14 protein-coding genes are annotated in these 15,505 nt (G+C 53.3%); 6 read left to right on the forward strand and 8 right to left on the reverse strand.

Going from position 1 to position 15,505, the window contains the following annotated elements:
• Nucleotides 1-39: 39 nt before the first annotated feature.
• A complete protein-coding gene (locus AJE_RS09545; protein WP_008950683.1) occupies nucleotides 40-2,283 on the reverse strand; it encodes a TonB-dependent receptor in 2,244 nt (747 codons plus the stop codon).
• 197 nt (nucleotides 2,284-2,480) lie between these two features.
• On the opposite strand from AJE_RS09545, the gene AJE_RS09550 reads away from it, so the two are divergent.
• Both AJE_RS09550 and AJE_RS09555 read left to right on the forward strand, forming a co-directional pair.
• Nucleotides 2,481-4,535, forward strand: coding sequence for a protein-disulfide reductase DsbD family protein (locus AJE_RS09550; protein WP_008950684.1), 2,055 nt, complete (start codon nucleotides 2,481-2,483; stop codon nucleotides 4,533-4,535).
• Nucleotides 4,536-4,565: 30 nt separating this feature from the next.
• Complete coding sequence (locus tag AJE_RS09555; protein WP_237709336.1) at nucleotides 4,566-5,168, forward strand: redoxin domain-containing protein; 603 nt, start codon at nucleotides 4,566-4,568, stop codon at nucleotides 5,166-5,168.
• A 45-nt stretch (nucleotides 5,169-5,213) separates the two neighbouring features.
• Here AJE_RS09555 and AJE_RS09560 read toward each other — a convergent pair whose 3' ends face one another.
• From AJE_RS09560 to mtnK, 7 genes are all read right to left on the reverse strand, one after another.
• Nucleotides 5,214-5,987, reverse strand: coding sequence for an amino acid ABC transporter substrate-binding protein (locus AJE_RS09560; protein ID WP_008950686.1), 774 nt, complete (start codon nucleotides 5,985-5,987; stop codon nucleotides 5,214-5,216).
• Between the two features lie 122 nt (nucleotides 5,988-6,109).
• A complete protein-coding gene (locus AJE_RS09565) occupies nucleotides 6,110-7,345 on the reverse strand; it encodes an ABC transporter permease (RefSeq protein WP_008950687.1) in 1,236 nt (411 codons plus the stop codon).
• 1 nt (nucleotide 7,346) lies between these two features.
• Nucleotides 7,347-8,540 carry an efflux RND transporter periplasmic adaptor subunit gene (locus tag AJE_RS09570; RefSeq protein WP_008950688.1) on the reverse strand — a complete coding sequence of 398 codons (1,194 nt, stop codon included), beginning with the start codon at nucleotides 8,538-8,540 and terminating at the stop codon, nucleotides 7,347-7,349.
• A complete protein-coding gene (locus tag AJE_RS09575; RefSeq protein WP_008950689.1) occupies nucleotides 8,540-9,547 on the reverse strand; it encodes an HlyD family secretion protein in 1,008 nt (335 codons plus the stop codon). The genes AJE_RS09570 and AJE_RS09575 overlap by 1 nt, the downstream gene beginning before the upstream one ends.
• Nucleotides 9,547-10,488, reverse strand: a complete 942-nt coding sequence (locus AJE_RS09580) for an HlyD family secretion protein (RefSeq protein ID WP_008950690.1) — start codon at nucleotides 10,486-10,488, stop codon at nucleotides 9,547-9,549. Before AJE_RS09580 ends, AJE_RS09575 begins: the two co-directional genes overlap by 1 nt.
• Complete coding sequence (locus AJE_RS09585) at nucleotides 10,476-11,156, reverse strand: ABC transporter ATP-binding protein (RefSeq protein ID WP_008609739.1); 681 nt, start codon at nucleotides 11,154-11,156, stop codon at nucleotides 10,476-10,478. The genes AJE_RS09580 and AJE_RS09585 overlap by 13 nt, the downstream gene beginning before the upstream one ends.
• Nucleotides 11,157-11,279: 123 nt before the next feature.
• Complete coding sequence (mtnK, locus tag AJE_RS09590) at nucleotides 11,280-12,479, reverse strand: S-methyl-5-thioribose kinase (protein WP_008950691.1); 1,200 nt, start codon at nucleotides 12,477-12,479, stop codon at nucleotides 11,280-11,282.
• Nucleotides 12,480-12,569: 90 nt separating this feature from the next.
• On the opposite strand from mtnK, the gene mtnA reads away from it, so the two are divergent.
• The 4 genes from mtnA to lepB all read left to right on the forward strand — a co-directional run bounded on the left by mtnA (nucleotide 12,570) and on the right by lepB (nucleotide 15,494).
• Nucleotides 12,570-13,598: an S-methyl-5-thioribose-1-phosphate isomerase gene (gene mtnA / locus AJE_RS09595; RefSeq protein ID WP_008950692.1), complete on the forward strand. Its 1,029-nt coding sequence runs from the start codon at nucleotides 12,570-12,572 to the stop codon at nucleotides 13,596-13,598.
• Between the two features lie 72 nt (nucleotides 13,599-13,670).
• Nucleotides 13,671-14,381 carry an SIMPL domain-containing protein gene (locus AJE_RS09600; RefSeq protein WP_008950693.1) on the forward strand — a complete coding sequence of 237 codons (711 nt, stop codon included), beginning with the start codon at nucleotides 13,671-13,673 and terminating at the stop codon, nucleotides 14,379-14,381.
• 121 nt (nucleotides 14,382-14,502) lie between these two features.
• A complete protein-coding gene (locus AJE_RS09605; RefSeq protein ID WP_008950694.1) occupies nucleotides 14,503-14,712 on the forward strand; it encodes a hypothetical protein in 210 nt (69 codons plus the stop codon).
• A gap of 47 nt (nucleotides 14,713-14,759) precedes the next feature.
• Nucleotides 14,760-15,494, forward strand: a complete 735-nt coding sequence (gene lepB / locus AJE_RS09610) for a signal peptidase I (RefSeq protein ID WP_008950695.1) — start codon at nucleotides 14,760-14,762, stop codon at nucleotides 15,492-15,494.
• Nucleotides 15,495-15,505 lie beyond the last annotated feature (11 nt).

Below are 15,505 nucleotides of genomic sequence, written 5' to 3' on the forward strand. Positions count from 1 at the left end.
GGGCAGCCATCGCTGCCCTCTTATCATTAACGCAATGGCTTAGAAGAAGTTAATTCTAGAATCGACGCCAAATACCCGCGGCTCATTGACAAAGCCGGTCAGGTTACTAAAGTCGATCGCGCCTTTCAGGTTGTCCTGATCGGTGATGTTGCGACCAAATACACCCACTTCGTAGTTGTGCTGATCGTTAACATAGGCGATGCGTAAACCGGCTTCGTAGTTATTATTGCTACGGAACTCCGCCGACTCATACAGGAATAAATTGGTTTTACCCTGCAGCTGGTAATCAGCAAACACATAAATTTCACCACTGGCAACCGGATAGGCATAGCGGCTATTCAGCGTCAGGATGGTTTTCGGTGCTTGCGGGAACGGATTGCCATTAATCAGCGCTAAGCCATCAGCCGTTCTTGAGTCCAGCACGGTACACAGGCCAGAGCCACAGGGCGCCACAGTCAGGCTGGCGTCTTTCAGCTCGGTATTGTTATAGCTAAAACCACCGCCAAAGCTCAGGTTTGGCAGCACCCGATAGTCGAAATCGACTTCAAAGCCATAGCCGGTACCTTTGTCGGCATTGATCAACTGGTTACCCTGCGTCTGGCCACCAATCGCGGATAACTGAATATCATCAATGGTATAGTAGAACAGCGCAGCATTTAAGCGCAGCGTATTGTCCAGCAGATCAGACTTGGTACCCACTTCAAACGAGGTGATGGTTTCGGCACCGGCGACTGACGGTGGCGCTTCAAAGGCCACATCACGGCCCTGAATGGTCTGGGCGCGGAAACCTTCGGCAACCCGGCCAAACAGGCTGGTGCTGTTGGTTAAGCGGTAGTTAGCACTTAGCTCCCAGCTGATCTGATCATCGCGGACTTTGATCGGGTCATACTGTTGGACTTGTGCTGCACCAATCACTAAGGCAAAGCCATCAACGTTTTGCTGGCCAACGGCGAAAGTTTTTTCATCATCGGTATAGCGTAAACCACCGGTCAGGGTCAGCTTATCGTTAACCTGATAAGACGTCTGGCCGAACAGTGCCCAGCTGGTATTGCCGTGGAACACTTCAGTGGCACCGAAGAAACCATCAATAGTATTGACGCCAAACGAAGAGTCAAAATAGAAGGCGCCTACCTGCCAGCTCAGGGCCTGGCTGGTGTCACTGGCTAAACGGATTTCCTGGGTAACCTGTTTCAGGTCACGCAGCTGATCTTCGGTTACCGCGTTTGGTACGGCAGCAAAACCGGCCTGATCCGGGTTGCCGCCATCGATATCACCGATGCCGCCACCCTTGGCTTTTTCAATCGCTGAGATGCTGGTCAGGGTCATGCCGTCGAGGTGGAAATCGAACTTCAGTGAGCTACCCCAGGCGTCATAGCTTTGCACATTGTTGCCTGGCGCATCATACGCTACCACATCGCGTTTATAGTTCTGATTCAGCTTATTGCTGCCAGGGCTTAAGATATTTTTGCGGAACATGGTCGAGGTACCATCATAGCTGCGGCTATGCACCCGCAGTAAGGCATCGAACTGTTCATTTTCATATAAAAACTGCAGGCGGCCGGCGCGCTCGTCATAACCACCCATTACATCTTTCTGGCCGGTAAAGCTGTTATCGATCCAGTTGCTGCGATGTTGCGACAGGAACGAGGCCCGTGCCGACAGCGAATCGGTCAGACCGCCGCCGACAGCACCTTCAAAATGTGCAGTACCCAGGGTACCGGCGGTGCTTTTCAGATAAGCATCGAAATCCTGGCGTGGCTTCACGCTATCAAATTTAATAATACCGGCAGTGGTGTTACGGCCGAACAGTGTGCCCTGTGGACCCCGGATCACTTCTACCTGCTGCACGTCAAACAGTGGAAAACTTTTTAGGATCACGTTTTCCATCACCACTTCGTCCATCACGATCGATACTGGTTGTGAGGCGGCCAAATCGAAATCGGTGTTACCTAAACCCCGGATATAAAAACGTGGTGCCGCGCGGCCATTTGAGCTCTCGGCATACAGGCCAGGTACCTTAATCGCCAGTGCTGTAATGTCATCGCCGGCGGCAAAGATGCTGTCAAACTTCTCGCCTGACAGGGTTGCTACCGAAATGGGGACTTCCTGAATGCTTTGACTGCGGCGCTGTGCCGTGATGGTAATGGTTTCCAGTTTCTTCTCGGTCGCGGCCGGGTCTTTGTCACTTTCCTGTGCCTGTAGCACCGGAGAAAAACCCAGGGTTGCGCCTAACAGTGCCGCCTGCACCGCTGCAAACACAGCAGATTTGGTAAATGGGGTCATTAATGTTACACCTTAATTGTTGGAAGAGGATGCTGCCTGCATGCCGGACTGGAGTGACCACAGCGGCTGCGAGCGGCGCAAAATTATAGCAGTTTATCGTGAATTTTGCTGCTTTTAGCCGAAATTTCCCGCACTTTGGCTGGTCCTTTGATCGGCTTTGTTGTATTAACGTAAGCAATTAGAAAAAGGGGTATCGGGTGTTGGGTAAATTTTTTAGCGCTTTGTTGGTCAGCTGTTGTCTGTTGCTAAGTGGCGGGGTGGCGGCCTACAGCACGGGCTGGCAACAAGCAAAGCATTTAAAAGCCGAACTGGTCAGTGAATATCAGCAGGTGATGCCGGGGCAACAGCTGTGGTTAGCGCTGCATTTTATTCCGGACGAACACTGGCATACCTACTGGCAGAATCCCGGTGACTCAGGTCTGGCGACCAGCATTAGCTGGCAACTGCCTGATGGCGTGACGGTGGGGGACATTCAGTGGCCAACGCCGCAGGCGTTTTCGATCCCGCCGCTGATGAATTATGGCTTTGAAGGCCCGACCGTGTTGTTAAGTCAACTGACGGTGCCCGCCGATTTCCGTGGTGATCAGCTCAGCATAAGGGCGCGCGCCGATTGGCTGGTCTGTGAGGAAATCTGTATCCCGGCCGATGCCGAGTTTGCGCTGACCCTGCCGGTCGGCCAGGCCGCGGTGCTCTCGGACAGCGCGACTGCTGTAGTGGCCAGCGGTAACAGTAAGCTACCTATTCCGCTGACCGTCAGTGGCAGCTTTGATCTTGCCGGTGGCAGTTTTTCAGCGGCGATCCGCGGCCTGCCTGATGTGGATTTTCAGCAGTTCTTTGTCGCGGCGACGGAACTGGTTGATCATGCCGCTGCGCAGCAGTTGTTGTTCAGCGAGGGTGAGTGGCTGCTGCGTCAGAATTTAAATACCTATTTTACGTCAGCGCCAGAGCACTTTGAGCTTGTTATGGTGAGTAGTAATGGTCAGGGTTACAGCCTAAGCCTGACGCTGGCCGATGGCACGGCGAAGACGCCTGCAACTACCAGCCGGGGACTGTGGTTAGTGCTGTTAATGGCGGCGGCCGGCGGCTTGATCCTAAATCTGATGCCCTGCGTGTTTCCGGTGCTATCGCTCAAGGCGCTTAGTATTGCCGCTAACAGCGGTCAGCGTGCTGAGCAGCGCCGCGATGCGCTTTGGTACACGCTGGGGGTGGTGCTCAGTTTTGTCAGTCTGGCGCTGTTGTTACTGGCACTGCGCGCTGCAGGCTCGGCAGTAGGCTGGGGTTTTCAGTTACAAAGCCCGTGGTTGGTGGCCCTGCTGGCGTATTTATTGTTTGCCCTGGGCTTAAGTTTATCCGGCGTGGTGCAGTTTGGCCTTGGCCTGATGAGTGCCGGTAGCGGTTTAACCCAGAGTAAAGGCGCCAAAGGTAGCTTTTTTACCGGTGTGTTAGCCGTGGTAGTTGCCAGCCCCTGTACTGCGCCCTTTATGGGCGGGGCTTTAGGCTATGCCGTAACCCAGCCGCCGTTACTGGCACTGTTGGTATTCGTTGCTTTAGGCCTGGGGATGGCGTTGCCATTTTTACTGCTGGCCTACGTGCCGGCATTGGCGCGGGCACTGCCCAAGCCCGGCGCCTGGATGGATACCCTAAAGCAGCTGTTGGCGTTTCCGTTGTATTTAAGTGCAGTATGGCTGGTTTGGGTATTTGGTCGCCAGGCGGGTATCGATGCGGTCGCTGTGCTGCTTTGCGGTATGGTGGCAATCGCCGCTGCCTGCTGGTTATACGGTAGTTGGCAATTTAGCCGCGCTGGATGGAGCCGACCGCTGTTGGCGGCGCTGCTACTGTTATTGTCAGTTGGTGTGTTACGTCTGGTGCCAGACAGCACCACGCCGGCAACGGCTGCAACAGACGCACATTGGCAAGCCTGGAGCCCGGATAAACTGGCGCAGCTGAGACAAAGCGGCAAGCCGGTGTTGGTGAATATGACCGCCGACTGGTGTATTACCTGTCTGGTCAATGAGCGGGTGGCACTTAATACCGACAGCAGTAAGGCTGCGCTGGCGCTGTATGACGTGACCTATTTAAAAGGCGACTGGACCCGTCGCGACGCAGAGATCACGGCCTATCTACATCAGTACCAACGTGATGGCGTGCCCTTGTATGTGCTGTATTGGCCAGGGCAAACGCCGGAAGTGTTACCACAGATTTTAACGCCGGATACGCTCCGGCAAACTTTAGAGCGACTCAGTAGTCAGTAATGTCGCCCGTTTTTAACGCAACAGGAGTCTATGATGAAGAAAATGAAATTGTTAGCACTGGCCGCGGCCGCGGTCTTTGCCGGTAGTTTGGCGGCGGCACCACAGGTAGGGCAACCCGCGCCGGCTTTTACTGTAAAAGATTCCGCCGGTCAGGTGCATAGTCTGCAGGATTTCGCCGGTAAGAATGTGGTGCTGGAATGGACCAATCACGATTGCCCGTTTGTGGTAAAACACTATCAGGGCAATATGCAGCAATTGCAACAAGATCTGACATCGCAAGACGTAGTATGGCTGAGTGTGATCTCTTCGGCACCGGGTAAGCAGGGTCATGTGGATCAGGCAAAATCTGATGAGCTGACCAGCAGCCGTGGCGCCGCGCCAACCGCAGTCATTTTCGATGCAGACGGTGTAATGGGTAAAGCCTATGACGCCCGCACCACGCCACATATGTATGTGATCGATAAGAATGGTGTGCTGCAGTATATGGGCGGTATTGATAGCATTCCGTCGGCCAAGGTCGAAGATATCGCCAAAGCCACGCCGTATTTTGCCAATGCTGCTAAGGCCGTGTTAGCAGGCCAGGCGCCGGATCCGGCGGTAACCCGCCCTTATGGTTGCAGTATTAAATACTAAGGCTGTACGCTGGCTGCGACCTGATACAGGCGCAGCCACGCCGTTTTAGTCTGGTTTGGGCAACAAGGTTAAGCCGTTGTCGGCAAAGGCCTGCTGCATCGCCGGTTGTTGCATAATCTGGCATACCCACTGGTACAGCGCGTCCATTTTTAACGGATGTGCTGGATCCAGTAGCAGTTGTAGTTGGTAACTTTGGTCGACCCGGTCGGAGACAAGCAGGGCTTTCTGATACTGTGGGTAAGACTTTAAATACTGTTTGATAAAGGAGCGGGTCACAATAGCGGTGTCGGTGCGCTGTTTTAACACTAATTCGACACTGGCCAGGTGGTCTGTTACCGGGATCATCAGGTACTGGTTTGCCAGGATATCAGGATCGGTTTCATAGTTAGCGATACGGTAGTGATAACCCAGAATCCCGGCTTTGCTCTTTTGGCTCAGATCGGCAAACCATTGCTGCGATTGCGCCTGACTCTGCAGGGCAATAAAAACCTCGTCATCCTGGGCAAAGGCCGGAGAGGCCTGCATCATCAGCCCTTTCTTTTGCCAGCCCCAGTTTTCGTCTTCAAAAAAAATTGCATCAAACAGTCCCTGTTGAAAGTCCTGATGCCGGCGTACCGGTGTGGTGAGTACTAATTCAAAGTGATATTGCTGCTGTAGTTGATTCAGTTGCGTAATCAATTGCACCGTTAAACCGCTGGCCTGCTGCTGTTGCAGCTGCACATAAGGTGGGAATTCGTAGGCACCAACCCGCACCGGAATGCTCGCCAGAGCCGGTGGTAAGGCCAGGATTAACACTGTCAGTAATAGCAGTAACTTCATAGGACTGTCCTGTTAACCCGGTACATCAATACTGCTAGTACTATGGTTAAAATCAGTACAGTCGTCAACTGTATGGCTCAAGGCCAACCAGCAGTTGGCGGCCTTTTGTCCTTAACTAACGCCTAGTCGGTTTGTAACGCAGTGATCGGATCCAGCTCAGAGGCCTTGATCGCCGGATAGACGCCAAAGGCGATACCAATTAGCGCACAAATGCTAAAGCTCAGCACGATGGCCGGTAGCGACCAGGACACCGCCCAGCCGGAATAGAAGGCAATTAACTCCGACAGCACTATGCCAAACAGAATACCAGCGATACCACCGACAATGGCAATGGTAAAGCTCTCAGCCACGAACTGCAGTTTAATATCCCGTTTGGTTGCGCCAATGGCCCGCAGCAAACCAATTTCTTTGGTCCGCTCCAGCACCGTCGCCAGCATAATATTCATAATACCGATACCGCCAACCAGCAACGAGATACCGGCGACACAGGACATGACGATATTAAAAATTTTCTGGGTTTGTTCTTGCTGCGCCAGCAATGCCGCCGGCACCACGATCCGAAAATCATCAATATCATTATGGCGTTGCAACAGCAGATGATTCAGGGCGCGGGCAATCATCGCGGTACTGGCCCCCTCGGCCAGCTGCAGCCGGAAGGAGCTGAGTTCGGCATCCAGCGGAATACTGCGAAAACGGTTACGCGCCGTTTGCAGCGGCATAAACAACTGGTTCTGTTCACCACCGAGCTTAATACCCTGAAACTCATTCTGGCCGGTATAGGGCTCGGCCAGCACACCAATGACCTGCAGCCAGACATGGTTAACTTTCACATTTTTGCCAAGCGCATCACCGTCCGGAAACAGACTGGCCGCCATCTGCGAACCCAGGATAGCAACCTGGGCCGCATACAGATCTTCCAGCTCGGTAAAGTTGCGTCCGGCCGCCAGCGGCAGGCTGCTTAGTTCCAGATAGCTGGGTAAGACGCCAATCGCCACCCCTTCGCTTTTGCCGCTATGGCTGATAATGGCATAGGTTTCCAGCTGCCGTTCGGCACTAAAGCCGGTAATGCCGGGCAGGGTACTGACCGCCGCTTGCAGATCACTCTGACTCAGGCCCAGTGAGTGTTTGCGGTGCTCCAGCAGGGTTTTCTCATCAAAGCTTTTGCTCTCGACGATAATATTGCGCAGGCCCATGGTTTCGATGGTTTTTAAGGCTTCGCGCTCTGCGCCTTCGCCAATATTCAGCATCGCGATCACCGCACCAACACCAAAGATCATGCCCAGTAAGGTAAGAAAGGTTCGTAACTTATGCTGCGCCAGTTCGGCCAGCGTATCTTTAAGCATCGCACTGTGCTGCATATTAATTCTCCGGTGCCAGCAGGCTGATCCGATCGCCTGCACTGAGGCCGGCAGTAATTTCGCTATGGGTCAGGCTCTTCGCGCCCAGGCTGACATGCTGGCGAACCAGTTTTCCTGCTTGTTGTTTCCAAACGTACTGCCCTTGTTCGTCGCTAAACACCGCCTGCAGTGGCACGGTTAGAACCTCGGTTAAACGATTGGCCAGGATTTCGGCTCTGACCTTGGCACCGGGCAGGAAAAAGCTTTGCTGGCTGTCGGGGGCGACGATCACTTCAATATAGCGCCTTGGGTCGCGCCGCTCGCGGGACTGCGCTACCTGGCCAACACTGACAATTTTACCGGACAGCAGCTGCTCCGGCCGGGCCGTCAGCCGAAAGCTAACGCTTTGCTCCACCGCCAGACCGACGGCTTCCTGCTCAATAATTTGCAGCTTCAGGTGTTGCAGGCTCAGATCGGGGATGCTGCCCAGCTTTTCGCCAGGGAACACCATGCGGCCGACTTCTGGCTTTTCACCGCGCCAGTTGCTGTCGTAAAGCAGAATACCGCTGTGTGGCGCCCGGATCTCCAGCGCTGACAAGCCGGTTTCGGCCTGTTCTAACAAGCTTTGCTGCTGGCCTTTTTGCAGTTGCAGCAAGTCCAGTTCACCCTGCGAGCGGGCGGCAAAGCTGTGCTGTTGCCAGTCCAGATAGGCTTGCTTTTCGCCAAGAAATTCTTTGTTTTGCAGCGAATCGAGAATTTCCAACCGCGAACGGATTTGAATATCATCAATACTAAAGCGATCAGCAAAGGCAAACTCCTGCTGCACCAGCCGTTGGTCCAGACCGATATTCGCCAGCTCAGCCGCTTGTTGGGTACCTTTAAATTGTTGATCAGAAAGCACTGCCGCCAGAGAATTACTGGCATCACGGCGGCTGCGCTCCAGTTGGGTGGCGTCAAAGCGGATCACCAGATCGCCGGGTTGAATAGTGCTGTACTCCGGCGCCAACTCAGCGATAAAACGCGGGCCGCGGGTATTTTGGGGCGCATTAATACTGATGGAATTTACCGCAAACAGCTCACCTTCGGCACTGATGCGATGTTCCAGTTCACCGCTGCTGACTTTAAGCAAGGGCTGGGTTTGTGCCGGATCAGAGCAGCCCACAAGTAGTAGGGCACTTATCGCAACGCTAACAGCAAAACCTGAGAGTAACCGCATTAATTCGCTCCCTGCGACAGACGAATAACCAGGCGGGCACTCATACCCGGCCGCATAATACTTAAGTCCGGCTCATCCAGCTTAATACTGGCATCAACCACCCGGCTCAGATTTTCGGCGGATCTATTCCGCACCGCTTTGCCCAGATCAGTCAGTACCCCGCTAAAGTTCCGCTCGGGATACGCGTCCAGCGTAATTTGCACTGTCAGACCAGGCTGCAGATATTTCAGGTCAACTTCATCAATTTCTGTTTTGATATAAAGGCTGTCGAGTTGACTGACCTCGGCAATAGGTTGTCCGAATTGTACGGTATCGCCTACTGAGGATTTCTCGCCATTATAGTCAGGCAAATACACCATAATGCCGGCATAGGGGGCTTTGATTTGTAACGAAGCGAACTCTGCCTGCAGTTGCTGTACTTCGGCAGTCAGGCGGGCAATTTTTGACGAGATAATCTGCTTTTCTGCTTCACGTTGCTGCTGATGAAAATCCAGCCGGCGCTGCGCCAGCTGGTATTGGCTTTTCGCCAGCGTAAAATCAATTTGTGCTTTACGGCGGTCGTTCTCAGAGCGGGAATGATCGACGATTTCGGCTTTGCGCTGTTCCCGGTCATGATCGTTTTTACGCTCTGCCAGTTGCAGCTTCAGCTCTTCATAGCGCTGCTCATCGGTGGTCAGGCGGTTTGCCAGCTCCTGCTGGGCGCTTTTCAGTTCAATGCTTTTATTGCGCAGATCATCCTGAATACTCTGGCCGTCAAAGCCTACCACCGGCATCCCGGCTTCTAACATGGCGCCCTCGGGTGCCATTTCGCGGATATTGTATTGCCACATCCGGGCGACACTGGGTGGCGACACTGTAAAGTAGGTCGCTGCCGCCAGCTGACCGGTTGCACGCACCTGTTGACGCTGTTGCTGTTGCGTCACCTCATCGCTGGGCTTGCTGCAGGCGGTCAGGCCGCACAAGCTCAGACTGAATAAACTGATAGTAAAGATAGCGGGCAGCTTCATTAGCGGGCTTCCAGTAATAACCCCATGCCCAGCATAGGTTGATTGATCGGAAAGCGCTCAGCAGTAAATTTAGCGCGGTAATAGAGGGCATTGCCCCAGGCCTGGCGCTTTTCACCCTGGCCGGCCAGTTGCTGTAACAACAGGGTAAAGGGCTGCTCCGGCGCAATATCAAAGCGTGCTTCAATTTGTTTGGCTTGTTGTAGCCGCGCAACGTCGACTTCATGTACCCAGGCTTCAACATAGAGCCCTTGTTTTTCCGTGACCTCGGCAATTTGCCAACCCGGCTGAGCGGTGACGCCAGCGAATAACTTAGTGCGGTACCAGGGATGCAGGCTGTAACTGATGGCGCCATCCCGTTCGGCATAAACGCTCATATTCTGTAAGTTTTTCTCGGCCTCAGCCAGGTCTGCTGTTGCCTTATCAATCACCAGCTGCTGCTTGTAGAGCGCGTTTTGCTGCTCCTGGCGCGCGGTAACCAGGGTTTCGCCGGCTTTTTTCAGTTCGGTGCGCGCCCGTTGCTGGGTAAGCTGGTTATTTTCATAATCGTACAAACTTAAGTTGGCCTTGGGTACAGCGGCATCGATATCGGCCTTTTCCAGCAGTAACTGCCGCCGCTCCAGTTCATACTCGGCTTCCAGCACCTTTAAGGCGTGCTGGCTTTCCAGTTGTTTATACTGTTCCTGCGCACTGATCAGGGATGTTTTCAGGCGTTCAATATTGGCCTGAATAGTGCCGGCATCGAATACCGCGACCAGATCGCCGGCCTGTACGGCTTCATTTTCCGGTTTTAGCCACTGCACCTGAATGCGCCAGGTGTCGCTCATCGGCGCCACGATATTTTGCCGGTATTCCGATACCAGGCTGCCGGTTAACAGCAGCGGTAATGGCTTATCGGCTTGCTGACTGAGTGCCAGCGCAAAGACAAAACTCAGACTGAACATCCGCTATCCTCCAGGATCTGACCATCGCGCATCCGGATCACCCGTTGCGCATAGGCAGCGATATCATCCTCATGCGTCACCATCACCACGGTATTGCCCTGGCGATGTAACTCGGTTAACAGCTGCATAATTTCGACTGAGGTTTTACTGTCGAGGTTGCCGGTCGGCTCGTCGGCAAAGATCACCTTGGGGTTATTGATTAGGGCGCGGGCAATAGCAACGCGCTGGCGCTGGCCGCCGGACATCTCGGCAGGTTTATGGTGCATGCGATGGCCCAGACCAACCTGCTGTAACAAGGTTTCGGCCCGTTGTAATGCCTGCTCAGCCGGCGTAGCGGTATAGCGCAGCGGTAGCGCCACATTCTCGGCCGCGCTAAGGCGTGGTAACAGGTGAAAAGACTGGAAAATAAAACCGATATGCTGATTACGCATGGCGGAGAGGGCGGCGTCATCCAGTTGGCTGACATCGGCGCCGGCTAACTGATAGCTGCCACTGCTTGGCGTATCCAGGCAGCCAAGAATGTTCATTAGTGTCGATTTGCCGGAGCCGGAGCTGCCCATAATGGCAACAAATTCGTTTTCAGCAATTTGCAGACTGACATCCCGTAATGCCTGCACCTGGGTATCGCCACTGCCAAATACTTTGCTAAGTGCTGAGGCCTGGATCATCGCTTTCCCTGTTGTAATAGTTTATTAACAACAGTCTGCCATAGCCGGGCCCGCTGCTACCAGCCAGGCCGGCGCGAAAAATGTAAGCAGTTATTTCAGGAACAGCGCACCTGCGTTAGGTACTTATAGCGCAAATTGCTGCACCAGTGTTAGCACGGCGTCCATTTGCGGTAACTGTGCCCGTTGCATAATCAGGGCCCGCCCCAACTCAATAGCCCGCAGCTCCGCCTCTGCCCGCTTGGTGGCATCGGTAATTTTCTCCAGATCAGCGACATGCGCCAAGCCAACGGTACGGCGGATCAGCTCACAACCGGCGTAACCCAGACTATCTGCCAATACCTGCTGTAAAAAGTGTTGTTGGTAGCGGCTGTTTTGCAAGGCGCTGTCTTGCGTCTCGCAGGCCATTAACTGGCTAAACTGCGAGGCAAATTGCTGCCAGAGCTCACGGATTTGCGCTAATAAATAGGCTTGTTGCTGCTCTGCTTGTGCTGGCGCAAACAGGCCGGGGCAGGCGACGTAGTTTAGCAATAAGTTACCGAGCAGAGACCCGACATCAAAGCCGATCGGGCCATAAAAGCCAAACTCGGCGTCGATGACTTTGCAGTTATCAGCATTAATAAAGATACTGCCGCTATGCACATCACCATGCAGTAAGGCTTGGGGTTTGGACAAAAAGTCGGCCTTTAGCGCTGCCACTTCGGCCTGGAGTTTCTCATCCTGCCACAGCTGGCGTGCCCGCGGCAGAATCAGGGCATGGATAGTATTGCGCTCATGATTACAGTAAGGGTCGGTAAAGAATAAATCCTCGGTGATCAGGCACAGCTCGGGGTTGATAAAGCGGGCCACGGCGGCTTTTTTAACCGAGCCGCTCAGCACAAAATCACTGCTGTAAAACAAGGTTTGTGCCAGATAGGTTGCCATCTGGCTGGCCAGATGCGCAAAGGTTTTGCCCTTGACCAGTTCGCTGCGCAAAATCTGATACTGCTTCAGATCTTCCATTAAAATAGCCGACAACGCTGGCTCAAAATGCAATACTTCCACCGTATGCTGTGGGCAAAAGCGGCCATGCTGCTGCAACACTTCAGCCTCGATCCGGGCGCGGTCGGTGCTAAGCGGCCAGCTTTCCCCCACGCAACGGGCATAGGGTAATGCCTGCTTGACGATCAGCGAGGTGCCTTTATCATTGCTGACCCGGAATACCAGATTCAGATTACCGTCGCCAAATTCGACGGCAGATAATTTACTGTGATCGCCAAAGAGTTCACTATGCCGGTCCGCAAAACGTAACGCATCGTCTGGGGTAAAGATATGATAAGCCGTCATCGGGTTGCCTCAATCACTTGCTCAGGGGTAAACAGGGCTGCATAATCGCAAAACATCCAGACGTCTGCAACGCCAAATGAGATAAAACAGATGAAAAACCTGACCGCCTTAAGCCTGAAAATAGTCGAGCAACAGCTCTATGTGCTGGACCAAACCTTACTGCCGCAGCAACAGCAATGGTTGCATTGTACTACCGTGCCACAGATGGTGAGACTGATCAAGAACTTACAATTGCGCGGTGCGCCGGCTATTGGCATTGGCGCTGTGCTGTTACTGGCCTACCGCGCCTTACAGGGGGATAGCCGCGAGCAGCTGCTGCAAGACGCTGCTGTGCTGCGTGCGGCAAGGCCCACCGCAGTCAATTTAATGAATAATCTGGACAGTATGCTTACGGCGCTGGCGCAGCCGGATTTTGTCGCGGCGGCAGTGGCCTGTGCAGAAGCCTTGTTTGCCGAAGATGTGGCGTTATGTGAGCAACTTGCCATACATGGTGCTGCGCTGGTGCAACCCGGCGAGCGGTTACTGACGCATTGTAATACCGGTGGCCTTGCCACTGCTGGTGTTGGCACTGCGCTGGGGGTGATTCGGCTGGCGCAGCAGCAGGGCAAAGCTATCCGGCTCTGGGTAGATGAAACCCGGCCGTTATTGCAAGGCGGCCGGCTGACAGCCTGGGAGTGCGAACAGCTGGGCATTCCCTATCAACTGATTTGCGACAATATGGCGGCGATGTTAATGGCTCGCGGTGAGGTGGATCGGATCTTTGTTGGCGCCGACCGTATTGCCGCCAATGGTGACTTTGCCAATAAAGTGGGTACCTATAGCCTGGCGGTGCTGGCGCATTATCATCAGGTGCCGTTTTATGTGGTGGCACCGCGTACGACTATCGATCTGGCCTGTCCGGATGGGGGTGCTATTCCGATCGAGCAGCGCGCTGCGGATGAAGTACGTGGGGTGTCGGGGGCCTTTGGCCAAACGCTGTGGGCGCCGGCGCAGGCCGCGGTATTTAACCCGGCCTTTGATGTGACACCGGCGAAGCTGGTCACCGGCTGGGTACTGGATAGCGGGGTATATAACCAGCAGCAAATTGCTGCCGGTGTGCTACAGCAACTAAACTATTAAGTTGGCGTTAATCACTCAAGTCGCACAGTATGCCGGTGTTGCAGTAGGGTACTGGCAATAAGGAGAATGAAGATGCAAAGCAAGGCAGCAACAATACTGGGTTTTAGCCTGATGCTCGGGCTGGCGGCACTGGGATTTCTGGTGCAGCAAATGGCGGTAAAATTTAAAGAATACGAGCGGGTGGTGAATGTAAAAGGCCTGGCCGAGCAGGAAGTGGCAGCCGATACTGTAATTTGGCCGATCCAGTTTACGGTGGCCGATAATCAGCTGGGCAGCTTATTTGAAACCCTGGAGCAGCAAAGCGGCCTAATTACGGCGTTTTTGCAACAGGGCGGTGTCGAGGCCAGTGCCATCAGCCGTGCCGCGCCAAATGTGATTGATAAAAAAGCGCAGCAGTATGGTGAAGGCGATCGGGCGGAGTTTCGCTATATCGCCAGCCAGACGCTAACGGTTTATAGTAAGGATGTGGCAAAAATCCGCGGCCTGATCAGTGCTATCGGGCAACTGGGACGTCAGGGTATTGTCTTTAATCAGGATCCTTACCAGAACCGGGTGGAGTACAGCTTTACGGCACTGAATGAGCTAAAGCCACAGATGATTGAAGAAGCGACCAAGCAGGCGCGCGAAGTGGCGTTAAAATTTGCGCAGGATTCACAAAGCCAGCTGGGCAAAATCAAAACCGCTTCGCAGGGGCAGTTTTCGATTAGCGACCGGGATGCCAATACACCCCATATTAAAAAGGTACGCGTAGTGACCACAGTTGAGTATTATCTGTCAGATTAGCCCGGAATTAGCGCAGCTATGGCTTACAACAGGGTACAACTAAGCCATAATCCGCATGCTGAGCTGAGCTGAGCTGAGCTGAGCTGAGCTGAGCTGAGCTGAGCAGGAATGGAGGATCGCAATGGAATTGTTCACCCTGTTTGCATTGATAGTCGTTATCAGTTTCAGCTTGGCCTGGCTGATCAAACGACGCCTTGGCGTGAAATTATTCGCCCCGCTGCCTGAATATGACAAGGGTTGGAAAAATATGTTAGCAGCGGCTTTACCAGCCATTTTAGCCGCGATTTCTTTGGTGCTAAGTTATTATATTAACTCGCTGCTTTGGTCGTGAGCTTGTGTTGCTAATTGAGATAGGTCTTTTTAGCTAAAGGAGTTAGCTTGTTTAGAAAAAGTCGTACGCAGCATTTCTTTATTTTAAATATCCTAATTTGGTTTGGGTTTTTGCTGAGTTTGCGGCTGTTTCAGCTCGGCGATAGCCCACAGCAGCTGCAAAGCTGGAGTTACCTGGGGATCGCTTTGCTCGCTGCTCAGGGTATTGCTTTTGCCTTACGCAAAAATATTTTGGCTGGTATTGGCTATTATATCTCTGCGATTCTGCTGCTGGTCATATTTATGGCTACCGGAGCTATCGGCTACGTCCTTGGCAATATATTAGGTTCAGGTTCTGCCTGGCCTTTGCTGACAAAAGGGGATCTGGTTATCGGTCGGACCTTTGCGCTTTCATTTCAGCCTGGTGTGATGGTACGAGCGGAAATTGAAGGTAAGAGCAGTATCAAGAGAATCCATGGCGTACCGGGAGATCAAATCACCATCTGCGACGGCTTGGTATACGTCAATGATATTGCCTATCAGCAGGTTAATAATTGGGTGGGTTTTCGATTTGAAAACGCTGCGCAGTGTCAAAGAGAGTACCGTAAGCTGCAACTCGCCGCGGATGAGTATTTTGTGTTAGGGGATAACACTAACCAAAGCCGGGATTCCAGACAATATGGTCCAGTGCCAAGAACTGCGCTGTATGAAAATTTTCTGTATGCGATACGCGATGATATGACGGTGCGGTATTTAACTGCCGAGTTTGTCGCTCCCGCAGAAGACAAAGGCGCAGGGCAGTAAGCCTTGCAACA

It is taken from the genome of Alishewanella jeotgali KCTC 22429 (genome assembly GCF_000245735.1).
Classification (GTDB): Bacteria; Pseudomonadota; Gammaproteobacteria; order Enterobacterales; family Alteromonadaceae; genus Alishewanella; species Alishewanella jeotgali.